Here is a 22,890-nt window from a genome sequence, read left to right as displayed (position 1 = left end):
CGTGCCGCCGCTGTCGCTGAACGCCGGGTGACCGGACTGTCCCGGCAGGTCCTGGGCTGCGTTGGTCGTCGAACTGGGGCCGCCCTGGTAGGCGCGCCAGGACGCGCGGCTGGCGCGATCTCGGGCAAGCGGTCGGACCCGTGCCGGTGTGAGCGGAGGCCCGGTCTAGACGTGTCCTGACCGTCACTTTGACCTGTCGATGAGGACTGCCCCGCCTCGCCCCGCCCGGGCTCTCGGTTCAGTGGGTCGTCCGGCGTCCTCGGGCAGCCGCGCAAGGCGCGGCATTCGGGTGCGAGGCCTTCGGGTAACGATGTCGCCGTGACGACGCAGGAGCGCATCGACCGGGACGTCCTGCATCGCCGCGCTCAGGTTGCGGTGCTGTCCGGCTTGGCAGCAGGCGACGACGTCTCCGACCTGATGGCCGCAGCGGCCGCCAGCCATGTGCCCGGCTGGTTCACGCCGGACGTCGCCTTGTTGGAACTCGCCGCCACGGCGCTCGACGTCGCCAGCCCGCCCGGCGCCGGACCGCTCGCGTACGAGGGACTACGCGAGCGCTACCTCCCCGAGGTGACGTTCCGCGGCCGTGTGGAGCACCGCAACAGCCAGTACGCCCTCTACGCCACCGCCTGCATGCGCGGCGGCCTGCAGCCCGACCTGCTCAGCGACGCCGGCTGGTGGCAGACCCCGCTGTGGCAGTACGCCGTCTTCGCCGTCGTCATCTACAGCCGTGCCGCAGCCGAGCGCCTCACGGTGCTGGTGGAGGAGATCGCCCGGCGGATCGCCGCCCGGCACGGCCTCGAGCTCGCCGCGTGACCAGTTCGTGGTCACGGAGCGGGCCCCGAGAGGGGCGAACGAGGGCTGCGACCTGGCCGTGTCAGCCCGTCCGGCGTGACCCATTCATGAACCCACGCAGCGGTGAACAGGAATCCTGAAAGGGTTTAAACGGGCCGTCCGGAGGCTCCTCCAGAGCACCTGCCAGTCGGGTTGACCTGCGGAAACGTGTGGAGCAGGTGACGGGAATCGAACCCGCATGGCCAGCTTGGAAGGTCGGTCGGGGATCTCTGCCGGCCGTGAGCTGGTGCGGCGTCCGCCGAATCGCCAACGCCGATCGTCCACGGCCGTCCAGCTTCGACGACCGATCAGGCAGATGCCGACCCCATGAGTTGACGATCAACAGCTGCCAGATGCTCCTCGGCGAGTTCTCGCTCGACGACCGGATGCGGCGCTCGAGGGGACCCGGACCCTGTCGGGCGGGCGACTGCCCACCCGCAGTCCTCAGAACCGGGGAGACGCCCAGACCGCTCTGCCGTCCCGGCCCGGCCAGGGACCTCTGGCCGTGTCCGGCTCCTTCGCCATCCCCCTAGCGTCGGCGCCGCGGTTCGAGCGTTCCCGGACGCGGGTGCGTGTCCAGCGAGTTGGACGAGGAGCAGCCATGACGCAGGCACTGTCGACCCTGGCCGACCGCGTGGCCGGCACGATCATCCGTCCGGGGGACCCGCAGTACGAGGAGGCGCGGCGCGTCTACAACGGGATGGTCGATGCCCGCCCCGCTGCGGTCGTCCGCTGTACGACGGAGGAGGACGTGGTCGCCGTCGTGCGGCACGCTGCCGAGCAGCAGATGGACCTCGCCGTCCGCGGCGGCGGGCACAGCGTGCCGGGGTTCGGCACCGCCGACGGGGCCATCGTCGCGGACCTCTCGCCGATGCAGTCGGTGGAGGTGGACGACGCCCAGCGCACCGCGAGCGCCGGCGGCGGCACCACGTGGGGCCGCTTCAACGACGTCACCGCGGCCCACGGCCTGGCGACGCCCGGCGGGATCATCTCCACCACCGGGATCGCCGGATTGACCCTGGGCGGCGGGATCGGCTACCTGAACCGGGCGCACGGGCTCTCGTGCGACAACCTGCTCTCGGCACGCGTGGTAACCGCCGACGGAAACAAGCTGACGGCCAGCGAGGACGAGTACCCCGAGCTGTTCTGGGCGCTGCGCGGCGGCGGCGGCAACTTCGGCGTCGTCACCGACTTCACCTACCGGCTGCACCCGATCGGCGACGTGCTGGTCGGGCTCATGTTCTTCGAGCTGACCGACGGGCCGGCGGTCTTCCGGTTCTTCGACGACCTGCTCGACGAGGCGCCGCGGGAGTACGGCGGATACCCGGCGATGCACCTGGCCCCGCCGCTGCCGTTCATCCCCGAGGACCGGGTCGGGCAACCGTTCGCGGTGGTCGTCTCCAGCTGGACCGGTGACCTGGACGAGGGGCAGCGCTTCTTCGACCGGTTCCGCCAGGTCGCGCCGCCGGCCGCGGAGATGGTGGCGCCGATGCCGTACCCGGCGCTGAACGCGCTCTTCGACCCGCTGCTGCCGCCCGGCCTGCAGCACTACTGGAAGAACGCCTTCGTCACCCAGCTCACCGACGATGCGATCGCGGCGCACATGGAGCTGGCGGCCCGGATGCCGGCCATCACCTGCGCCATGCACATGTACACCCTGGACGGCGCGGTGCGGGAGGTGCCCGCCGATGCCACGGCGTTCGGCCACCGCGACGCCCGCTACGTGGCCAACATCGCCGGCATGTGGCCCGACCCGGCCGAGAACGAGCACAACACCGCCTGGGTGCGCGACTATTACGCGGCGATCGCGCCGCACTCCCAGAACAGCGGCTACGTCAACTTCGCCTCGCCGGACGACCAGCAGAAGGCACCGGACAACTACGGCGCCAACCATCAGCGGCTGACCGAGGTCAAGCGTCGCTACGACCCCGAGAACCTGTTCCACCTGAACCAGAACATCGAGCCTTCGCCGGTGCCGCCGCCGCGGGAGAGCCCGACCTGACGGGACCCGTCGCCGTGGGTGCGCCGGCGTGGCCCTGACCGCCGACGTGGTGACGAGCCCGTGAGGGCCTGGCCGCGGGCGGTGGTCGCGGCATACGCGGGTGCTCGGACCACGTGCCTGAGCGGTACGACGGACATCTCGTCCGCCAGCCCGGCTTCGGCAGGGCCGTCAGCCACTCCCACTGGCGCAGGTGACGTACTCGAAGTGGTGTAGCTGGTGGGAGGCTCTGAGCTCGTCGGCGTGATGCTGACGAATGAGGAGCCACCGCGTGAGTCTTCTGCGTGGACCCGCCAAGGATCACTCAGGAGAAGGGCCACGCGATGGCCCTAGCAGGCCGCCCTGCCGGAACTCCTCGAAATGCTCGAGCTCGCCGACGTGGACGACCGCGTCCTGTCGGCGACCGAGGTGCTGTTTCAGGCGCTGATCGAGGCCGAGTCGACCGCCACGATCGGCGCGGCCCCCGCACGAGCGCACCAAATCCCGGACCGGCCAGCGCAACGGCTCCCGACCGCGCATCCCGACCACCGCCGGCGACCTACCCGTACATCTTTCCGGATGCCATCTACGGCAAGGCGCGGGTGAACCGTCGGGTGGTCCCTCAGGCCGTGGTCATCGCCACCGCGTGGCCGCCTACGGGCACCGGGAGGTGCTCGGCTTCGCCGTCGGCGACTCCGAGAACGGCGCCAAGGCGCCGAGCTCGCCACGCTCCGCCGCCGCGAGCGCGGCAGCGGCTCGGGCGAGCTCGACCTGGCGCCCGATGAAGGCGGTAGAGGCGGGCTCCAGCGCGGCGACGCACTCGGCGTGGAGACTCTCGGTCTGCGGGCTGGGCGGCACACCGAACTCGTGCTCCAGGTGCGTGCGCAGCCGGCCGTACCAGCGGATCGCCGGGTGCCGGTTGCCCTCGGTCAGCGTGGCGCGGATCAACTCCCGGTACGCCGGCTCGTCGGCCGGATCGACCTCGACGAGCCGCTCCCACTGCCCGGACAGGCGCAGCAGCTCGCCGTACCGGAACCTCAGCTGGTCCCGGCGCGCCTGCGTCCACTCCTCGTAGCGCGCCTGCGGAAGCAGTTCACCGCCGTACGCCGATGCAGCCTCCGCGCAGGCCGCACCGTCGCGCGACCGCAACGCCGCATCCGCCCGCTGCTCGAAGCGGACGACGTCGGTTGCCACGTGGCCCTCGGCGAACAGCGCGACCCGTCCCCCGGAAAGCTGGACGGCGGTCGGACGACCGAGCGCCACAGCCACCGGTACAGCAACGCGCTCCGAACGACGGTGGATCCTGGCGCACGTCGGCGGACGTCACAAACGGCGGGCCTGTGCAAACGGCATCATCACGAACCAGGGCGAACCCCTCGAATGTGACTGGGGGTCACGGGGTCGCAGGTTCACATCCTGTCAGCCCGACGGCGAACCGCAGGTCAGTGGTGGGTCGGCCGTGAGGGCCGGCCCGCCCTCTGCATGACCACAGCAACGCCGCCGGAGGGACAGCAACGGTCCCGGCCGGGCCACTCGCCAGCGCCTGCGCGCCCTCGCACAGCAGGGCCCGGGGGCGGCGCGCAGCGGTCGTGACGCCGCTCACTGTTGCTTGCGGAACATACCCCCGGGGGGTAATGCTTGAGACTCATACGGCCCCGGGGTACCGGGCATGCCCTACGAGCAACAGGAGTCGTCCCATGTCAGCCGCATCGGCAGACCAGTCGCAGACCTCCGCGGCTTCCCCCGCCGGCCGCCGGCTGGGCTTGTCTCTGCTCGTGATCGCCACGGCTCAGCTGATGCTGGTCCTCGACGACAGCATCGCCAACATCGCGCTGCCGAGCATCCAGGCCGACCTGGGTGTCGCCGCGGCCGACCTGCCGTGGGTGATCAACGCCTACGTGCTCGTCTTCGGCGCGCTGCTGCTGTTCGGGGGGCGCGTCGGTGACCTGTTCGGCCGGCGGCGGGTGCTGCGCATCGGCCTCGCTGTCTTCGTCGCCGCGTCGCTGCTCGGCGGCCTCGCGCCGAACACGGGACTGTTGATCGCCGCCCGCGCCCTGCAGGGGCTGGGAGCGGCGCTGGCCGCGCCGAACGCGCTGGCCCTGATCGCCACCACCTTCCCGATCGGCAAGCCCCGCAACTCCGCGATGGCCGTCTACGGCGCCATGTCCGCGGTCGGCATCGTCGCCGGCGTGCTGCTCGGCGGGGCGCTCACCGGGTTGCTCGACTGGCGGTGGGTGTTCTTCATCAACATCCCCATCGGCCTTGCGGTGCTCGCCGGCACCGGCGCCCTGCCCGAGGGCGGCCGCGGCCGCGGCCGGCTGGACACCCCAGGTGCGGTGAGCGGCACCGGCGCGATGGTCGCGCTGGTCTACGGCGTCACCCGCGCCGGCGAGCACGGCTGGACCGACGCGGTGAACCTGGCCGCGTTCACCGTCGCCGCGGTGCTGCTGGCCGTGTTCCTGATGCTGCAGGCGCGGACCGACGTGCCGCTGCTGCCGCTGGGCCTGTTCGCCGACCGCAACCGGGCCGGTTCCTACCTCACGATCCTGTTCATCGGCGCCGGCCTGCTGGGCTCGTTCTACCTGCTGGCGCTGTTCCTGCAGCAGGTGCTTCAGTTCGGGGCGTTGAAGACCGGCGTGGCCTCCCTGCCCTTCGCCGCCGGCATCATCCTGGCCTCGGGGATCAGCTCCGAGCTGGTCGAGCGCCTCGCGCCGCGGCTCGTGGCCGCGCCCGGTCTCGTGCTGGCCGCCGGTGGCATGTTCTGGCTGTCCACGCTGACCATGGACTCCTCCTACGCCGGCCACGTCATGCCGGCGCTGTTCCTCACCTCGTTCGGCCTCGGGCTGGCGTTCGTGCCGCTGACCCTGACCGCCGTGCACCGGGTCGCCGAGGACCGGGCCGGCGTCGCCTCGGCGCTGGTCAACATGGCCCAGCAGATCGGCGCCGCGCTCGGCCTGGCCGTGCTGACCACCGTCTCCACCGCCGCAGCCGACGAGCAGCTGCCCGGTGCCGCCCAGGTGCTGCAGCAGGGCCTGGCTGTCGACGATCCCGGCGCCGTGGCCCGGGCCGGCGAGGCGCTGGCGCAGGGCTACACCACCGGCTTCCTCACGGGAGCCGGCCTGCTGCTGGCCGCCGCCGTCCTCGTGGCCGCGACCGTGGCCACCCGGGGCACCCAGCGCACCGCCGAGACCGCCGACGCGGTCAAGGCCGCCGCCTGACCTCGGGTACCCGCTCGCACTCCACCTGACCGATCGAGGAGCACCGATGGACCACTCCATGCCCCAGGGGCGCCCGACCGGCGCCGCCCTGACCCGACTGGCGATCAGCGCCACGCTGCACTGCCTCACCGGCTGCGCGATCGGCGAGGTCCTCGGCATGGTCATCGGCACCGCGTTGGGCTGGTCCGACGCGCAGACCATCGTGCTCGCCGTCGCGCTGGCGTTCGTGTTCGGCTACGCATTCACCATCGGCCCGGTGGTGCGCTCCGGGCTCGCGCTGCGCGCGGCGATCCCCGTCGCCCTGGCCGCCGACACCGTCTCGATCACCGTCATGGAGATCGTGGACAACGCGGTCATGCTGCTGGTGCCCGGCGCGATGGACGCCGGCCTGGCCAGCTGGCTGTTCTGGGGCTCGCTGGTGTTCGCGCTCGCCGTCGCCTTCATCGTCACCGTGCCGGTCAACCGCTGGCTCATCGGCCGCGGCAAGGGCCACGCCGTCGTGCACGCCTACCACGGCGCCCGACACGAGTGGGACCAGCAGCGACCGGCCGGCGAGCACGGCCACGGGCACCCCCAGCACTGAGCCGCGCCGGACCGCGGCGACCGCCGGCGGCACGACTCCACCCGACCGGGGGCCGGCGGGGCACCCTCACTGCGCCGGAGGGGCCCGTCAGGCGTCCTTGAGCTGGCTGCGCCGGGCGTAGGCGCGGGCCGCGCGGGCACGGTCGCCGCAGCGGACCGAGCACCACTGGCGGCGGCCGTGGGTGCGCAGCAGGTACCGGTTGCACGGCGGGGAGCCACAGGCGGACAGCTGCTCGGCGTCGGGGCCGGTGAGCAGCTCGGCTGCATCGGCGGCCAGGGCCGCCAGGGCATGGTCGAGGATCTGGGTGGTCGGATGCGCCGCGGCGCGATGCAGACCGGAGGCGTCGTCCCAGCGCAGCAGCGAGGCGGTGGGAACGCGCGTCATGGCGTCGTTGACCGCCTGCAGAGCGGCGGGCGGCGCGGGATGACCGTCGATGCGGGACGCCAGCAGCGTGCGCACCTGCTCGCGGAGGGCGCGCAGCTGTGCTGCGCACATCGCCTGCAACCCGGCGTGGGCCGGCGCGAGCCCGTGCTCGGTCAGCCACCGGTTCGCCGCGGCGGGAGTGCCCAGCGCATCGGTGAACTGGCCGCCGGGCAGAGCCACAGCGCTGTCGGCGAAGTCCAGGGCGACGTACTGCTCCGCCCCCGGCGCCGGCGGCAGGGCCGGCTGCACAGCCTCGGCGCCCGCGGCCTCCCACACGGTCCTCATGCTACCCCTTGCTCTCATCCGTGAGAGCCACCTACAGTCGGCTCACGGAAGACCCCGTCCCCAACCGTGAGGTACCCCTTGACCGACGTCCGTTCCACTGCCGCGCAGATCCCCGTCCGGGTCCTCGGCGGCCCCACCACCGTGATCGAGTACGGAGGCCTGCGGTTCCTCACCGACCCCACCTTCGACGCCCCGGGCGACTACCCCCTCGGCGACCTCGTCCTCACCAAGACCGCCGCCTGCTCGATCGACCCCGCCGACCTGGGCCCGGTCGACGTGGTGCTGCTGTCCCATGACGAGCACCCGGACAACCTGGACCACGCCGGCCGTGCCCTGCTCGGCGACGTCCCGGTCGTCCTCACCACCACCGGTGGCGCCGGCCGTCTCGGCGGCACCGCCCGGGGCCTCGCGCCGTGGGAGGCCGTTGAGCTGGCCCGCCCCGACGGCGGCACCCTGACCGTGACCGCCGCCCCGGCGCTGCACGGCCCGGAGGGCTGCGAGCCGGTCACCGGCGAGGTCGTCGGTTTCGTCCTGACCGCGACCGACCTGCCCACCGCCTACGTCAGCGGGGACAACGCGTCGCTGCCTCTGGTCCGGGAGATCGCCGAGCGCGTCGGTCCGGTGGACACCGCGGTCCTGTTCGTCGGCGCCGTCCGCACCCCCTTCTTCGACGGCGCACTGCTCACCATCGACAGCGCCCAGGCCGCCGAGGCCGCTCAGATCCTCGGCGCCCGCCGGGTGGTTCCCGCCCACTGCGACAGCTGGGGCCACTTCACCGAGAGCCGCGACGACGTCGTGGCCGCCTTCGCCGCGGCCGGACTGGCCGACCGCCTGCAGCTGGGCTGACCCTGGCTCACAGGTCGCCGGCGGCCACTGCGGCGGCGGCCCGCTCAAGCCGGTGGAGGGTGGGAAGGGGCACACACCTCGCGGACGGCGCCGACGGTCAGGTGGGTGCACGGCTTCGCGGTCCCGACGAGGGCGTTCCGGACAGCCCGTGCACCATGTGGATGTCCGCACCGTCCGGGTCCGCAGCAGCTGCCTGTGGTCCAGGGCCGTTCCAGCTCGTGAGCTGCTCTGCGCATCGAGCTGACGGGTCACGCTCTCCGCGCCCGCTTCGGGCACCTCTCGGCACTCCCGCAGTCGCGACGCGACCCCACGGCGCTGAGCACCGCGCCCGTGCCGGTCGCGTCACCGCAGACGCTGCCGGGTTCCGCGCGAGCGGGATGGCCGGGGAACGCTGCAGCTACACGGAGAGCAGTGCGGTGATCCGTCGTGCCGTCTCGGTGAGCATCGTCGTCAGCTGCGGCATGTCGACCTCGTCGGCGCGGAAGCGGGGGATGGTGAACGTGAGGGATCCGGCGACGGCCTCGTCGGCGAAGAACGGTGCCGCGAGTCCGAAGGCGTCGGGGATGCGCTCGCCCTCGGCCTGGGCCCACCCGGTCTCGCGGATCTGCCGCAGATCCCTCTCGAGCTGCTCCAGGCTGGTCGGCGACCGGGGCGTGAGGGGCTGGAGGACCTGACCGCGCACGATCTCCGAGGGGCAGTGCGCCAGGATCGCCTTGCCGGCGGCGCCGGCGTGGAGCGGGATCGGCGACCCGACGCCGAGGCTGTACTCGACGGGTCGGGTTCCGCCGGCTTCGGCCGCCAGGGTCGCGGTGACGGCCTCGGGGTCGAAGACGGCGAGGCCGACGGTCTCTCCGCTGGCGTGGGCCAGGGCCTGCAGTGCGTCGCCGGCGAGGTCGGCGATGTCCCAGTCGGGTCCGATCCCGGCCGCCCACCGCAGCAGGAGCGGACCGGCCGCCATGCGGCGGCCCGCGGTCGGCACTGCCAGTCCCGACGCCAGTGCCGTGGCCCGCAGCCGGGCGGCTGTGGCCTCGTTGGCGCCCAGGCGTCGGGCCAGCTCGATGCCGGTCGGGGCGCCGGAGGGCTCGGCGACGAGGACTTCCAGGAGCCGCTGCACCCGCCCGAGGGCGGTTGTGTCGGCAGCGGACGGGCGGGCGGGCCGTTCGCTCCAGGCCGCCGGGCGTGCCGCGTCCGCGATGTCATCGGCCGCCTTGCGCACGATCGGCCCGAGGCGTTCGAGGTCGGCGTCGGTGGTGCTGTGGCGGAGCCGGGTGACCGACACGGCGGCGACGAGGTCGGGTGCGAAGCGCAGCGGAGCGGCGACCCCGGCGGCCAGCGGGATGTGCTGTCCGACGCTGATCACGTAGCCGGCCTCCCGGGCCATCCGCAGGTCCTCGTCGAGTCGTGCCGGGTCGATGACGGTGTCCTCGCTGTAGCGGGGCAGCGGATCCTGCAGTGCCGCGACGCCGACCTCGGACAGGATCGCGCGGCCCGCGGCGCCGGCGTGCAGCGGCAGCTCCATCCCGGGCTCCAGGTGGTACCGGATCGGTCCCGATTGCTGACGCAGGAGCGCGATGAAGGCGGCACCGGGTCGGGGGCCGTGCACGGCGAGCATGACCGTCGCGTCCGCGGTCCGGCTCAGCTCGTGCATCACCGGAGGGGCGCCGCGGAGCAGGGGCTGCCGATCGTGCAGGACCTTCGCGAGGACCCGCAGCCGCGGTCCCACTGAGTAGATGGCGTTCGCGTCGACGCGAGCGAGTCCGCGTGCGACCAGGCCCTGCAGGATCCGGTTGACGGTGCTGCGGCTGGCAGCCACGGCGTCGGCCAGCTCGCGCACGCCCCATCCGTCGCCGATCGGCCGTGTGACGAGTGCGTCCAGGACGGCGACGATCCGGTCGTTGCCGGCAACCGCGCCCTCGGCGTGCTCCTGTGCGCTCACCCGATCGTCGTCCTCCCTGCTCCGCTCCGGCCGTGCACCACGCGGCCCGACCCGGACGAGCCTAGGTGCCCAGGTGATCACCGGGGACGGCCGCGACGGGGTCGGCTCTTCATCGGGTCTTGACACCGCTGTGGCATTCCTTTCACACTCGACCGTACAAGATGGGACAGTGTCCCAAAATCCAAGGTTACTTGACCGTGAGGGAGCCGTCATGGCAACAACCGATCTCGCGTCCGCCCCACCTGTGACGCCGGAGCGGCGGGCGAAGGCGAAGAAGGCGACCGGTGTCGCCGTCTTCGGCACGTTCATCGAGTACTACGACTTCAGCGTCTACGGCTACGTGGCCGCGACGCTGGCCGTCGTCTTCTTCCCCAGCGACGACCCGGCGATCGGCCTGCTCAACACCCTGCTGGTGTTCGGGTCGGCGTTCCTGGTCCGGCCGCTGGGCGCGATGTTCTTCGGCTGGCTCGGTGACCGCCACGGGCGGCGGACCAGCCTGATCGCCAGCATCATCCTGATGGGTGCCGCGGCCGGGCTGACCGGGCTGTTGCCCGGCTACGCCCAGATCGGCGTCCTCGCGCCCATCCTGCTGATCGTCCTGCGGATGATGCAGGGCTTCTCCACCGGCGGAGAGATCGGCGGAGCGGCCAGCTACATCCGCGAGTGGGCATCTCCCGACCGGCGGTCGCTCTACATCTCCTTCGTCCCGAGCTTCGGCAACCTGGGCAAGGGCGCCGCAGCCGGCGTCGCCGCCATCGTCGCGCTGCTGCTGCCGGGTCCGGCCATGGAGTCCTGGGGCTGGCGGATCCCGTTCCTGCTCGCCATCCCCCTCGCCGCGCTGGTGCTGTACCTGCGGCTGCAGGTCGAGGACAGCCCGGAGTACGTCGCCAGCAAGGCCGAGCACCGCACCACCGACAAGCCCATCGCCGAGGTGTTCCGCCACTACAAGGCCCCGCTGGCGAAGGTCATCTCCATCTCGCTGGTGCAGAACATCGGCACCTACGTCGGCACCGTGTTCGTCGCGGTCTACTTCTCCAACGTCCTGGGCTTCTCCAAGGCCGCCGCCTCGACGATCGTGCTGGTCGCCGTCCTGATCGCCGCCGCGCTGATCCCGGTGTGCGGGCTGCTGGGCACGCGCATCGGCGCCAAGCGACTGCTGACCTACTCCTACCTGGCCTACCTCGTCATCACCATCCCGTCGTTCGTGCTGATGAACCAGCACTCGGTCGGTCTGGCCATGCTCGGCCTCGCGCTCGGCATGATCCCCTACGCCCTGTGCCAGGCCGGCACCTACTCGATCATCCCCGAGTTCTACCCGGTCAAGGTCCGGCACACCGGTGTCGCGTTCGGGCACAGCGTCGGCGCCGTGGTCGGCGGAGGCGGCGGACCGTACCTGGCCACCTGGCTGAGCGACGCCACCGGCAGCACCTTCATCCCCGCCTACATCCTCATCCTCGCCGGCGCCCTGGGCCTGGCCGTGATCTCACTGGCCGTCCGCCGCAACACCGCCTCCGCCGCCAGCCACCTCTACCGCTGACAAGGACCCACCATGACCACCATCTACGTCTCCGACCCCGTGCACGACGACGTGCTCACCGAACTCCGCGAACTCGGTGAGATCCACCTCGGCTACGGCCCGGCCGCCGTCACCTACCAGCAGGTCCAGCACACCGTCGACGCGGTGCTCCTGCGCGGCGAGGTCTTCGACCGGGGCAAGATCACCAACTCGCCCCGACTGAAGATCATCGCCCGGCACGGGGTCGGCTCCGACAACGTCGACCTGGACGCCGCCTCCGACGCCGACGTCTGGGTCACCACCACCCCGGGCCGCAACAGCCGCGCCGTCGCGGAGCACGTCTTCGCCCTCACCCTCGCCCTCGCCCGCAAGATCCCGACCGCTGCCGGACGGACCCGCGCCGGCCGCTGGTCGGAGAGCAAGGCCGAACTGACCGGCTTCGAGCTGCACGGCCGCACGCTCGGCCTGCTCGGCCTGGGCAGCATCGGATCCCTGGTCCTGCAGATCGCCCGCGGGTTCGGCATGCGCGTCCTGGTCACCGACCCGGTCCTGGACAGCGCGCAGGTCGCCGCACTGGGCGCCCGCAAGGTCGAGCTCGACGACCTGCTCGCCGGATCCGACGTGCTCAGCCTGCACGTGCCGCTGACCGACACGACCCGGCACATCGTCGGCGCCGCGGCACTGGCCGCGCTCCGCCCGGGCGCCGTGCTGGTCAACACGTCACGCGGCGGGCTCGTCGACGAAGCGGCGCTCGTCGACGCCCTCCGCAGCGGCCACCTCGCGGGAGCGGCACTCGACGTCCTCGAGGCTGAGGCCGTCGACATGAAGAACCCGCTGCCGCACAACGCCGTGCCGATCGACGCCCTGGACAACCTCATCGTCACCCCGCACGTGGCCGGCCAGACCGAGGAGTCCCTGCGCGAGGTCGGCCGCGCCGCGCTCGCCTGCATCCGCCAGGCACTCGCCGGCGACGTCCCCGACAACCACCTCAACACCGTGCGCGTGCCTGCCGCCTGAACCACGCACGGCACCCATCCGACCCAGACCCGAGGAATCCCGATGTTCATCGACGCCCCCACCGACAACCTCACCCTCGCCGACCCCTGGGAGCGGCTCGCTCCCGAACTGCTCGACCGCTTCGCCAAGGCGCCCGCGGCCAACATCGGCGACGTCTTCGACCGGCTGCTCGTCATGGACGGCGGCATCCGGCCGTTCACCGGCAACACCCGGCTCGTCGGCACCGCCCTGCCGATCCTCACCCGCGCCGGCGACAACCTCGCCATCCACCGCGCCCTCGACGACGCCCGGCCCGGCGACGTGCTGGTCATCAACGGGCAGGGCGACCTCAGCCGCGCCCTGCTCGGTGACCTGATCGGCGAGATCATGGTCTCCAAGGGCGTGGTCGGCGCCGTCATCGACGGCGCTGTCCGGGACGCGGAGACCCTGGCCGCTCAGGGCTTGGTCGTCTTCGCCCGTGCGGCGACACCCGCCGGCCCGTTCAAGAACGGCCCCGGCGTGATCGGCTCGCCCGTCGCGGTCGGCGGAGTCGTCGTCTCTCCGGGCGACCTGATCGTCACCGACCCCGACGGTGTCGTGGTCGTGCCCCACCACCGGGCCGACTGGGCCGCCGACCAGGTGGACCGCGTCATCCAGAAGGAGGAGGCCCTCCGCCGCCGCATCCTGGCCGCCCGCGGACGAGCCTGACGCTCAGAGTCCTGCGCGGGCGTCGGCTGTGCCCGACGAGACCGCACCCTGCCCGGACCGGGCCCCGCTGTCCGACATCCGCACGGCGACACGTCCCCCACGACCCGGCAACGCAGCCTCGATCCCACGTCCTGCGAGGGAACGCCATGCTCGCCGAGGTGCTGGTCGCCGACCGTGGTGAGAGCGCCGTCCGGGCGTTCCTGCGCCGCCTACGAGCTGGGCGCGGGGACGGTAGCAGCGTCCCCGTGGCAGAACCGCAACCCGGTGCACCGGCTCGAGGCCGACGAGAGCTACCAGATCAGCGAGGTCGGGCACCCGGTCCGCCCTGCACGCTCGCGTGGCGACCACCGCAGGTCGTACGGTTCGTCCGTGGCAGTCGAGCAGATTCCCTGCGGGCCCGCCGGCTCCTGACTTTCGGTCGGCGGGTCCGAGGCTTGGCCGTCGAGAGCACCCCGCCGACCTCGAGCCGCCTGGGCTCGTCGAGGACGCCATGTCCCCCCTTCCGCTGTCACCCGTCAAGCTGCACATCACCGCCGCGGACCTGCCCTGCGTCCAGCGGGTGCTCACCCTGCTGACCGGCCGCGCGTACTCACTCACCCGCTTCGAGGCCGAGGAGGCTGGCGCCGGGCGCTGGCGCCTGAGCATCGACACCATGGCCGACGCCGACGGCGCCGAGCTGCTGGAGGCGCGGCTGCTGCGCCTGCCGAGCGTGCTCACCGTCGACCTCGACCGCAGCACCGCCCTCGCCGGCGCCGGCTGACCGCGGGACATCGGTCGGGCGGATGCCGGCGCATGGGTAGGGTTTTCCCCCGGCCCTCCCAGGCTGGTGTCGACGGCGCCGGCGTACTGGCCCGGCTCGCGGGAGGTGCGGCACCGGCCAGGTCCGGTCCTCCTCACCGGCCCGCCGCAGGAGGTCGCCCCGACGTGGAACGGATTGCCCGAGCGGGTGGGCCGGGCCGCGACCACGGCGTCCGACGGTGGGCGCCATCCTCGGGAACGTCTCAGTCGGGTGCGGTGCAGGGCCACGTCGCAGCGCCGGCCGACGCCCGCAGCCGGACGGCCGCCACCTGCACCACCCGTGAGCGCGTGGTCTTCCGCCCGGGATCCCGCGGCGGGCAGAGACCCTGAGGCCTGGCGTGACCTCCGCCGATCACTCCGCGTCCGTGCGGGCGGCCCACCGCGTCAGGTGGTGCGGGTCGGGGGTGCTCGGTGGTGCGGGCTGTCCGGGTTCAGCAGCGAGTGCCGGCGGCCGTAGGCGAAGTAGATGGCGAAGCCGATCAGCAGCCAGACGCCGAAGCGCGCCCAGGTCTCCCAGGGCAGCTGCCAGATCAGGAACAGCGAGGCCAGCACCCCGAACGCGGGGACGACGGGCATGAAGGGCAGCCGGAAGGTGCGGGGGGTGTCGGGCCGGGTGTAGCGGAACAGGATCACCGCGGCGCACACGACGATGAACGCGGACAGGATGCCGATGTTCGTCAGGTCCGCGACGGCGCGGATCGGGAAGACGCCGGCGAGCAGGGCGGAGGCCACCCCGGCGATCCAGGTGACGCGCTGCGGGGTGCCGCCGCGGTCGACCTTGGCGAACCACGGTGGGAGCAGGCCGTCGCGGCTCATCGAGAACCACACCCGGGTGACGCCGAGCAGGAAGGTCAGCATCACGGTCAGGATGGACAGCACGGCGAACACCGAGATGATCGTGGCGATCACCGGCAGGCCGACGCTGGTGAAGGCCGAGGCGAAGCCGGCCGTCGGGTCGATGTCCTGGTAGTTCTGCATCCCGGTGAGCACCAGCGTGGCAGCCACGTAGAGCGTCATCGCGATGACCAGCGACAGGATGATCGCCTTGGGCATGTGCTGTTTGCCGTCCTCGGCCTCCTCGGCGGCGGTGCTCATGGCGTCGTAGCCGAAGACCGCGAAGAAGACGGTGGCCGCGCCGGTGAGCACCGGGCCGAACCCGGCGGGCATGAACGGGTCGTAGTTCGCCGCGTCGATGTAGAAGACGCCGAGCCCGATGATGAACAGGATCAGCACGATCTTGATGGCCACGGCCACGAGCTCGAAGCGACCGAAGGCCTTGGTGCCGCGGCTGAGGATGAAGGTGACCAGCAGGCAGATGATGATGGCCGGGATGTTGACGATCCCGCCCTCCTCGGCGGACGCGGTGATCGACGTCGGCAGGCTGAGGCCGAAGCCGTCGAGGAACGCCTCGAGGTAGCCGGAGATGCCGATCGCCACGACCGCGACGATGGCGATGTACTCCAGCAGCAGGTCCCAGCCGATGAACCAGCCGATGATCTCGCCGAGGGCGACGTAGCCGTAGGTGTAGGCCGAGCCGGCCCGCGGGATCATCCCGGCGAACTCGGCGTAGGACACCGCCGCGGCCGCCGAGGCCAGGCCGGCGATGAGGAAGGCGATCAGCACCGCCGGGCCGACGCCGGGGTTGTCCGCGTCGCCGGCCGCCACCAGCCCGGCGAGGGAGAAGATCCCGACGCCGATGATGCCGCCGACGCCGATCGCGGTCAGCTGCCACAGGCCGAGGCTCTTGGCCAGCGCACCGGCCCCGCTGTCCTTCTCGATCTCGTCCATCCGATCGATCGGCATGCGTCGGAAGATGGACTGCCTCGCCGGAGCGCTCATGGGACTTCCTCATCGTGGGGCCCAAGAGGGCCGTGGAGACCTCAACAGGGGTTCGACGAGGTCGCGACAGGGGATCGCGACGGCTGCCGGGGATGCTGCACGCCCGAGTCCTCTGCGGTCCGGCGAGAGCGAGGAGCGGTGTCCACCGTCGTACCACGGGAACGAGAGGTTCGCGCGTCAACGGCGGCGGAGGACGGTCCTCAGCGTCCGCAGCGCCACGGACAACACTGCGAGATCGGCGCGGCCAGCAGTGTGGAGTTCGGTCAGGGTCTGGCGAGCGCGGCGAACGGCGGGTGCATGACTCGCCTCCCACGCCTCCACGGCGGAACGGGCGTCCCGATCGGGTCGTGGGGGCGTCGACGTCCCGGCGTGGCCGAGGACCGCGGTGGTGAACTCGCGCAGCACGGCGTAGAGGTCGTCCCGCAGCGCCGCACGGGCCAGGGCTGTCCAGCGGTCCTCCCGGCTCAGAGCCGAGACCTCGGTCAGGAGACCGTCGAAGCCGTACCGCTCGGACAAGGTGAACCAGGTCGTCGCCACCTCCGCAGCCGGACGGCCGGTGTCAGCGGCTACCTCGACGACGTCGAGCAGCGGGTAGACGAAGAGCAGGCTCGCCGTCCGCAGCGCCTCGGGAACGCCGACGCCGGACGCGCTGAAGCGGCTCGCCAGGTCCTGCACGTAGGTTCGATCGTGAGCGAGCAGCAGGTCGGGTATCCGGGCGCCCAGCGCGCGGATCGTCGGCGCGAACCGGTCGACCTCGTGCCCGACGTCGATGCCCTCCGGCCGGGCGTGGAGCAACCACCGCACGGCTCGGTCGAGCAGGCGCTGGTGCTGTTGCCGCATGAGTGCCTGCACCTGGGCCGACACCCGCCCGTCGAGGGCCTCGACCGCGGTGGAGCGCTCCTCGAGCTCGAAGACCCGGGTGACGACGGCGTGGGCGCGGATGACGTCAGCAGCGTCGCTGCCGGTCTCCTCGGCGGCGCGGAAGGCGAAGGTGAGCCCGCCCGCGCCGATGACCTCGTTGACCAGGACCGTGGTGGCGATCTCGCGCCGCAGCGGGTGCTCGGCGAGCCGGTCCGGGAAGCGCTCGGCCAGCTGCGCCGGGAAGTAGGACCGCAGGGTCTCCTGCACCCAGTCCTCGTCCGGCAGGTCGCCGGCGAGCACCGCCTGCTTCAGCGAGATCTTGGCGTAGGACAAGAGGACGGACTGCTCCGGCATGGTGAGCCCTGACCCGTTCCTGGCGCGCCGGTCGAGTTCCGCCGACGACGGCAGGGCCTCGAGTTCGCGGTCGATCTCTCCAGCGGCCTCCAAGGACTCCAGGAAGCGTCGGTGCGCCGGCAGCATGTCGGCTGCGAAGGCCCCTTCGGTCGACAGCACCCGGTTCTGCTCGTAGTTGTTGCGCAGGACGAGCTGGGCGACGTCTCGCGTCATCAGTTGCAGGGTGCTGTTCCGCTCGTCTCCGTCGAGGATGCCGTCGGCGACGAGGCGGTCGAGCATGATCTTGATGTTGACCTCGTGGTCGCTGCAGTCGACTCCGGCCGAGTTGTCGATCGCGTCGGTGTTCAGCTTGACTCCCCGCAGAGCCGCCTCGACGCGACCCCGCTGGGTGAGGCCGAGATTGCCGCCCTCGCCGACGACGCGGACGCGCAGATCCGTGCCGTCGACCCGTACGGGGTCGTTGGCCTTGTCCCCGACCTGACCGTGCGTCTCCGTCGACGCCTTGACGTAGGTGCCGATCCCGCCGTTCCAGAACAGATCGACGGGCGCGTGCAGGACCGCGCGGACGAGCTCGTCCGGGCTCAGTGCCGTGGTCCCGCTCGGCAGGTCGAGCCGCGCCGCGACCTGCGGGGTGACGGGCACCGACTTCGCGGTGCGTGAGTGCACCCCGCCGCCGGGACTGAGGAGCGTGGGGTCGTAATCGGCCCAGGACGAGCGGGGCAGGGCGAAGAGGCGCGCTCGCTCGCGGAAGGACACCGCTGGGTCCGGGTCGGGGTCGAGGAAGACGTGGCGGTGGTCGAACGCGGCCACCAGCCGGATGTGCTCCGAGAGCAGCATGCCGTTGCCGAAGACGTCCCCGCTCATGTCCCCGACGCCCACCACGGTGATGTCGTCGATCTGCGGGTCGAGGCCCAGTTCCCGGAAGTGCCGCTGCACGCTCTCCCACGCACCGCGGGCGGTGATCCCCATCGCCTTGTGGTCGTAGCCGTTCGAGCCGCCGGAGGCGAAGGCGTCGCCCAGCCAGAAGCCCCGCGCCTGCGCGATCCCGTTGGCGATGTCGGAGAAGGTGGCGGTGCCCTTGTCGGCGGCGACCACGAGGTAGGGGTCGTCGTCGTCGTAGCGGACGACGTCGGCGGGCGGCACCACCACCTGACGCTCCCCGTCGGTGCGCAGGTCGTCCGTCACGTCCAGCAGACCGCTGATGAAGGTCCGGTAGCAGGCGACGCCTTCCGCCCACCACGCGTCGCGGTCGAGGGCCGGATCGGGCAGCTGCTTGGCGACGAAGCCGCCCTTGGCCCCCGTCGGCACGATGACGGCGTTCTTGACGATCTGCGCCTTGACCAGTCCGAGGACCTCGGTGCGGAAGTCCTCCCGCCGGTCCGACCAGCGCAGCCCGCCACGGGCGACGTGGCCGAAGCGCAGGTGCACGCCCTCCACCCGTGGGCTGTACACCCAGATCTCGTACGTCGGTCTCGGCTCGGGCAGCCCGGCGACCTCGGCCGGGTCGAACTTGAACGAGAGGTACGGCGGCGCCTCCCCGTCCGCGCCGCGCTGATGGGCGTTGGTGCGCAGCACCGCCTGCACGGCGGACAACAGGGCTCGGAGGATCCGGTCGGCGTCCAGGCCCTCCACGGCGTCGAGCGCGCCCCGGATCTCCTGCAGCGCAGCGTCCAGGGAGCGCTCCCGGTCTCCGGGCTCCCGATGGCGCTCCGGGTCGAAACGAACCTCGAACAGTCGGGCGAGGAGCCGCGTGACCGCGACGTCGCCGAGGAGGATCCCAGCCACGTAGTCCAGGCTGTAGGGCAGGCCGGTCTGGCGTAGGTAGCGCACCAGGGCCCGGACCACGGAGACCTGCCACCAGGTCAGTTGCCCCGCGAGCACCAGCCGGCTCAGGGCGTCGCTCTCGGCGCGCCCGGACCACGCCGCCGCGAACGCCTCGCAGAACCGGTCGCGGGCCGGTCCGGCATCGGCGTCCCGCTGCCACTGGTCCGCGGGCAGCCGGAGCCCGATGTCGTAGATCCACGCCCGCCGGCCGTCGAAGCGCTCCAGGAGGTGCGGGCGCTCGTCGGTCACCTCGACGCCGAGATCGGCCAGGACCGGCAGGACTTCGGACAGCGTGACCGGCGACTGCCGGTAGAGGCTGAGACGCCACGTCCGCAGCTCACCGTCGACGGCCTCGCGCAGTGCGAGCACGGGCGCGGGCTCGATGGCTGACGCGTCCTCCGAGGCAGCGGGGTCGATCGCGCTGAGGAGGACCTCCACCCGTTGCAGGTCCTCGACGGCGCGTCCGGGGGGGACGTCCGCGCGGTATCCCTCGGGTACACCGCGGGCCCAGCGCCGCAGCAGGGACGCGCCATCGGCCTCGCCCAGCCGCTCCCGGGCGGCGTCGAGCGCGTCGTCGTCCCAGGAGCGGACCGCCTGCGCGACCGCTGCTTCCAGGTCGTCGCCATCGCGGTCCCGCAGCTCCTCGCCGAACCGGGGGCGCACGACCACGTGCAGCCGGGCGAGCGCCGACTCCGAGAGTCGCACGGTGTGCTCGGCCGTTCCGCCGTCGAGGGCCTGCCGCAGCAGGTCCTCGACCTTGGCACCGACCTGGGTCGTGTACCGGTCCCGGGGCAGGAACACCAGGCAGGAGAGGAACCCCCCGGCAGCGTCGTGGCGCAGGAAGAGACGCGTCAGACGGCGTTCCTGCAGATGCAGGACGGCCAGCGCCGGCGGCAGGATCTCCTCGACCTCGGCCTGCAGCAGCTCATCACGCGGGAAGGACTCCAGAACGCTGACCAGGTCGCGCGCGGAGTGGCTGCCGGGAGCGAACCCGGCTCGGCGCAGCACCTCAGCCACCTTCTCGGCGACGAAGGGGACGCGCCGCACGCTCTCGGTGTAGGCGCTGGAGGTGAACAGCCCCAGGAACCAGCGTTCGCCCGTGACCCGGCCCTCGCGGTCCAGTCTGCTGACGCTCACCGAGTCGTAGTACGACGACCGGTGCACGGTCGCTCGCGCATCCGCCTTCGTGACCCGCAGCACGTGCTGCCTCACCTGCTCGTTCTGGCGGCCGGCCAGCGGGCTCCCGAGCTCCCGCTCCCCGGTGAGGACACCTAGGCCGGTTCGCGGGCTGGGAACCGGCTGGACGTTCCCGTCGGCCGCCTCCATGTCGTGCTCGCGGTAGCCGAGGAAGGTGAAGCGGTCGTCGGCGAGCCAGCACAGGAACCGGGCGGCAGTGCGCAGCTCCTCGTCGCGGACACCGCGCGGGGTGTCGCTGCGGAGCTCGTCAGCGATCTCCAGGGCCCTGGCCCGCATCGGCTGCCAGTCGCGAACCGCGGCGCGGACGTCGGCGAGCACCGAGGCGAGCTCAGCCACGAGCGCGTCCTGCGCCGCCTGGTCGCTGTCCCGATCCACCTCGATGCGGATCCAGGATTCGACGGCGTCGCCCGGCGCAGCGTCGACGGCCGGGTGCAGGTCGAGCAGCACGCCGGACTCGTCGCGGCGCGCCGCGAACCGCGGGTGCACGACCGTGTGGATGCCTCGGCCCAGTCTGGTCAGCGCCGAGGTCAGACTCTCGACGAGGAAAGGCATGTCCTCGGCGACCACCTCGACCGTGGTCGACCCCTCTCCGGCGCCCGCGATGGGGCCGTCGACGGCGCGGACCACGGCCTCGCCGGGCGACCGCCGGATCCCGGCGGTGAGGTGCGAGGCCAGGGCCGCGGTCAGGTTGTCCGGCGAGTGATCGGCGAGGTCGGAGGGCGCGCTGGAGGCGAAGTAGTCCGCGCGCAGGCGCTCGGCGGCGGTCGGCGAGCGCAGCGGAACGGGCAGGGAGCGCCACCAGGCGTCAGCGGCAGCGGTGCTCGGCGGGGGCTCGGTGGGCACGGGCGGCGGAGGCATCTCCGGCTCCAGACGGTGGGGCGGTGCTGTCATCGGCGAGGCCTCGGGGCTGTGCTGCCGCGGACGTGGAGGTCGACGCCGCGGTGGGGAGGGGCCGCTCGAGCCCGGGGTCGTCCAGCGGATGGACGAGGAGGGCTGTCCCGACGAGGCCCCGTACCCCTCCTCCGCGCCCCGCGGCGCCGGTGACGGCCTGAGGGGGTCGCGTGGCGTCAGCCCATGTGCGGGTAGCGGTAGTCGGTGGGCGGCACGAAGCTCTCCTTGATCGACCGCGGGGACACCCAGCGCAGCAGGTTGAGGATCGAGCCGGCCTTGTCGTTGGTGCCGCTGGCCCGGGCGCCGCCGAAGGGTTGCTGGCCGACGACCGCGCCGGTCGGCTTGTCGTTGACGTAGAAGTTGCCGGCCGAGAAGCGCAGCACCTCCATGGCCTCGACGATCGCTTCGCGGTCCTGGGCGATGATCGACCCGGTGAGGCCGTACGGTGCGGCGTCGGCGGCCTGCCGGACGACCCGGTCGTAGTCGGCGTCGTCGTAGACGAAGACGCCGAGGATCGGGCCGAAGTACTCGGTGGTGAACACCTCGTGGTCGGGGTTGTCCGCCTGCACCAGCGTGGGCCGGACGAAGAAGCCCTCGCTGTCGTCGGCGGTGCCGCCGGCCAGGATCTCCACTCCGTCCTCGCCCCGGACGCGGTCCAGGACGCCGGTGAGCTTGTCGTACGACCGCTGGTCGATGACCGCACCGAGGAACTTCGAGAAGTCGGTGACGTCACCCATCGGCATACCGTCGACCTCCTCGAGGAACGGGTCCCGGAGCCGGTTCCACACCGAGCGGGGGATGTAGGCCCGGGAGGCAGCCGAGCACTTCTGTCCCTGGAACTCGAAGGCTCCCCGTACCAGGGCGGTGCGCAGCACGTCGACGTCGGCGGAGGGGTGGGCGACCACGAAGTCCTTGCCGCCGGTCTCGCCGACCAGCCGCGGGTAGGCGCGGTAGCCGGTCAGGTTCTCCGTCACCGTGCGCCACAGGTGGCCGAAGGTCGCGCTCGAGCCGGTGAAGTGGATGCCGGCCAGCTCGGGGTGCACCAGTGCGACCTCGCTGACCGCCCGGCCGTCCCCGGTGACCATGTTGATGACCCCGGGCGGCAGGCCGGCCTCCTCCAGCACCCGCATCGTGTAATGCGCGGCCAGCTGCTGGGTGGGTGAGGGCTTCCACAGCACGGTGTTGCCCATCAGCGCCGGCGCGGTGGGCAGGTTCCCGGCTATCGCCGTAAAGTTGAAGGGTGTGATCGCCAGTACGAAACCCTCCAGCGGCCGGTGGTCGAACCGGTTCCACACCCCCGCCGAGCTCATCGGCTGCTCCTCGAGGATCCGCCGGCCGAAGTGGACGTTGAACCGCCAGAAGTCGACCAGCTCGCAGGGGGTGTCGATCTCGGCCTGGTAGCAGGTCTTGCTCTGCCCGAGCATCGTGGCCGCGGCCAGCGTGTGCCGCCACGGCCCGGCCAGCAGTTCCGCGGCCTTGAGGAAGACCGCGGCCCGGTCGTCGTAGGACATCCGCTGCCACGCCGGGGCGGCGGCGCGGGCTGCGTCCACGGCGTCCCGGACGTCGTCGGGCGTCGCGCTGTGCATGGTGCCGAGGACGGCGTCCCTGCGGTGCGGCTGGATGACGTCGATGGCCTCGCCGCCGCCGGCTCGCTGCTCGCCGCCGATGGTCATGGACAGCTCGACCGACTCGGCGCCGATCTGCTTCAACCGCGCCTCGAGCGCGGCACGTTCCGGGCTGCCCGGTGTGAAGGTGTGGATGGGCTCGTTGACCGGCGGGGGGACCTGGGTGACGGCGTCGAACATG

At 72.2% G+C, this 22,890-nt stretch carries 15 protein-coding genes and 1 pseudogene; 10 read left to right on the top strand and 6 right to left on the bottom strand.

The genetic code is table 11. The features are described 5' to 3' along the window. Positions 1-318: 318 nt before the first annotated feature. The 3 genes and pseudogenes from BUB17_RS05135 to BUB17_RS27680 form a co-directional block, all read left to right on the top strand. Positions 319-813: a hypothetical protein gene (locus BUB17_RS05135; protein ID WP_072914404.1), complete on the top strand. Its 495-nt coding sequence runs from the start codon at positions 319-321 to the stop codon at positions 811-813. 619 nt (positions 814-1,432) lie between these two features. Beyond that, positions 1,433-2,833 (top strand): FAD-binding oxidoreductase, encoded by a 1,401-nt coding sequence (locus BUB17_RS05130; RefSeq protein ID WP_072914401.1) that lies wholly within the window; start codon positions 1,433-1,435, stop codon positions 2,831-2,833. A 357-nt stretch (positions 2,834-3,190) separates the two neighbouring features. Beyond that, a pseudogene (locus tag BUB17_RS27680) lies at positions 3,191-3,518 on the top strand (transposase); the annotation flags it as partial. Here BUB17_RS27680 and BUB17_RS05120 read toward each other — a convergent pair. Then, a complete protein-coding gene (locus BUB17_RS05120; protein ID WP_244276950.1) occupies positions 3,464-4,003 on the bottom strand; it encodes a bacterial transcriptional activator domain-containing protein in 540 nt (179 codons plus the stop codon). The pseudogene BUB17_RS27680 and the gene BUB17_RS05120 overlap by 55 nt on opposite strands. Before the next feature lie 503 nt (positions 4,004-4,506). On the opposite strand from BUB17_RS05120, the gene BUB17_RS05115 reads away from it, so the two are divergent. Together BUB17_RS05115 and BUB17_RS05110 are read left to right on the top strand one after the other, a co-directional pair. After that, entirely contained in the window at positions 4,507-6,027 is a 1,521-nt protein-coding gene (locus BUB17_RS05115) for a DHA2 family efflux MFS transporter permease subunit (protein WP_072914392.1), read from the top strand. Between the two features lie 46 nt (positions 6,028-6,073). Continuing rightward, on the top strand, positions 6,074-6,610 hold the full coding sequence (locus tag BUB17_RS05110; protein ID WP_072914390.1) for a DUF4396 domain-containing protein: 537 nt from the start codon (positions 6,074-6,076) through the stop codon (positions 6,608-6,610). 87 nt (positions 6,611-6,697) lie between these two features. On the opposite strand, the gene BUB17_RS05105 is transcribed toward BUB17_RS05110, so the two are convergent. Beyond that, the gene (locus BUB17_RS05105) at positions 6,698-7,318 is read right to left on the bottom strand and encodes an ABATE domain-containing protein (RefSeq protein WP_072914387.1); all 621 of its coding nucleotides are present in this window, start codon (positions 7,316-7,318) and stop codon (positions 6,698-6,700) included. Between the two features lie 78 nt (positions 7,319-7,396). Here BUB17_RS05105 and BUB17_RS05100 point away from each other — a divergent pair, with 78 nt between their 5' ends. Continuing rightward, complete coding sequence (locus BUB17_RS05100) at positions 7,397-8,164, top strand: MBL fold metallo-hydrolase (protein WP_072914384.1); 768 nt, start codon at positions 7,397-7,399, stop codon at positions 8,162-8,164. Between the two features lie 397 nt (positions 8,165-8,561). Here BUB17_RS05100 and BUB17_RS25970 read toward each other — a convergent pair whose 3' ends face one another. Next, complete coding sequence (locus tag BUB17_RS25970; RefSeq protein ID WP_072914381.1) at positions 8,562-10,100, bottom strand: IclR family transcriptional regulator; 1,539 nt, start codon at positions 10,098-10,100, stop codon at positions 8,562-8,564. A gap of 211 nt (positions 10,101-10,311) precedes the next feature. On the opposite strand from BUB17_RS25970, the gene BUB17_RS05090 reads away from it, so the two are divergent. The 4 genes from BUB17_RS05090 (at position 10,312) to BUB17_RS05075 (ending at position 14,080) form a co-directional block, all read left to right on the top strand. Beyond that, positions 10,312-11,637 (top strand): MFS transporter, encoded by a 1,326-nt coding sequence (locus tag BUB17_RS05090; RefSeq protein ID WP_072914378.1) that lies wholly within the window; start codon positions 10,312-10,314, stop codon positions 11,635-11,637. A 12-nt stretch (positions 11,638-11,649) separates the two neighbouring features. Continuing rightward, positions 11,650-12,633, top strand: a complete 984-nt coding sequence (locus BUB17_RS05085) for an NAD(P)-dependent oxidoreductase (protein WP_072914374.1) — start codon at positions 11,650-11,652, stop codon at positions 12,631-12,633. A 42-nt stretch (positions 12,634-12,675) separates the two neighbouring features. Then, the gene (locus BUB17_RS05080) at positions 12,676-13,320 is read left to right on the top strand and encodes an RraA family protein (protein ID WP_072914371.1); all 645 of its coding nucleotides are present in this window, start codon (positions 12,676-12,678) and stop codon (positions 13,318-13,320) included. Positions 13,321-13,810: 490 nt separating this feature from the next. Continuing rightward, entirely contained in the window at positions 13,811-14,080 is a 270-nt protein-coding gene (locus BUB17_RS05075; RefSeq protein WP_072914369.1) for a hypothetical protein, read from the top strand. Between the two features lie 422 nt (positions 14,081-14,502). On the opposite strand, the gene BUB17_RS05070 is transcribed toward BUB17_RS05075, so the two are convergent. The 3 genes from BUB17_RS05070 to pruA form a co-directional block, all read right to left on the bottom strand. Continuing rightward, complete coding sequence (locus BUB17_RS05070; protein WP_244276932.1) at positions 14,503-15,921, bottom strand: amino acid permease; 1,419 nt, start codon at positions 15,919-15,921, stop codon at positions 14,503-14,505. Positions 15,922-16,134: 213 nt separating this feature from the next. Next, positions 16,135-21,051 (bottom strand): NAD-glutamate dehydrogenase, encoded by a 4,917-nt coding sequence (locus BUB17_RS05065; protein ID WP_072914362.1) that lies wholly within the window; start codon positions 21,049-21,051, stop codon positions 16,135-16,137. Positions 21,052-21,260: 209 nt separating this feature from the next. Next, a complete protein-coding gene (gene pruA / locus BUB17_RS05060) occupies positions 21,261-22,889 on the bottom strand; it encodes an L-glutamate gamma-semialdehyde dehydrogenase (RefSeq protein ID WP_072914627.1) in 1,629 nt (542 codons plus the stop codon). Position 22,890: the final 1 nt, after the last annotated feature.

The organism is Geodermatophilus obscurus, from assembly GCF_900143215.1.
GTDB lineage: Bacteria > Actinomycetota > Actinomycetes > Mycobacteriales > Geodermatophilaceae > Geodermatophilus > Geodermatophilus obscurus_A.
The sequence above is the reverse complement of the archived record's forward strand: the minus strand, read 5'-3'. Positions and strand labels throughout refer to the sequence as shown.

Coding starts and splice junctions, on each gene's coding strand:
- BUB17_RS05080 (WP_072914371.1), top strand. CDS start 12,676: ATGTTCATCGACGCCCCCACCGACAACCTCACCCTCGCCGACCCCTGG.
- BUB17_RS05085 (WP_072914374.1), top strand. CDS start 11,650: ATGACCACCATCTACGTCTCCGACCCCGTGCACGACGACGTGCTCACC.
- BUB17_RS05110 (WP_072914390.1), top strand. CDS start 6,074: ATGGACCACTCCATGCCCCAGGGGCGCCCGACCGGCGCCGCCCTGACC.
- BUB17_RS05070 (WP_244276932.1), bottom strand. CDS start 15,921: ATGCCGATCGATCGGATGGACGAGATCGAGAAGGACAGCGGGGCCGGT.
- pruA (WP_072914627.1), bottom strand. CDS start 22,889: ATGTTCGACGCCGTCACCCAGGTCCCCCCGCCGGTCAACGAGCCCATC.
- BUB17_RS05130 (WP_072914401.1), top strand. CDS start 1,433: ATGACGCAGGCACTGTCGACCCTGGCCGACCGCGTGGCCGGCACGATC.
- BUB17_RS05115 (WP_072914392.1), top strand. CDS start 4,507: ATGTCAGCCGCATCGGCAGACCAGTCGCAGACCTCCGCGGCTTCCCCC.
- BUB17_RS05105 (WP_072914387.1), bottom strand. CDS start 7,318: ATGAGGACCGTGTGGGAGGCCGCGGGCGCCGAGGCTGTGCAGCCGGCC.
- BUB17_RS05075 (WP_072914369.1), top strand. CDS start 13,811: ATGTCCCCCCTTCCGCTGTCACCCGTCAAGCTGCACATCACCGCCGCG.
- BUB17_RS05065 (WP_072914362.1), bottom strand. CDS start 21,051: ATGCCTCCGCCGCCCGTGCCCACCGAGCCCCCGCCGAGCACCGCTGCC.
- BUB17_RS05090 (WP_072914378.1), top strand. CDS start 10,312: ATGGCAACAACCGATCTCGCGTCCGCCCCACCTGTGACGCCGGAGCGG.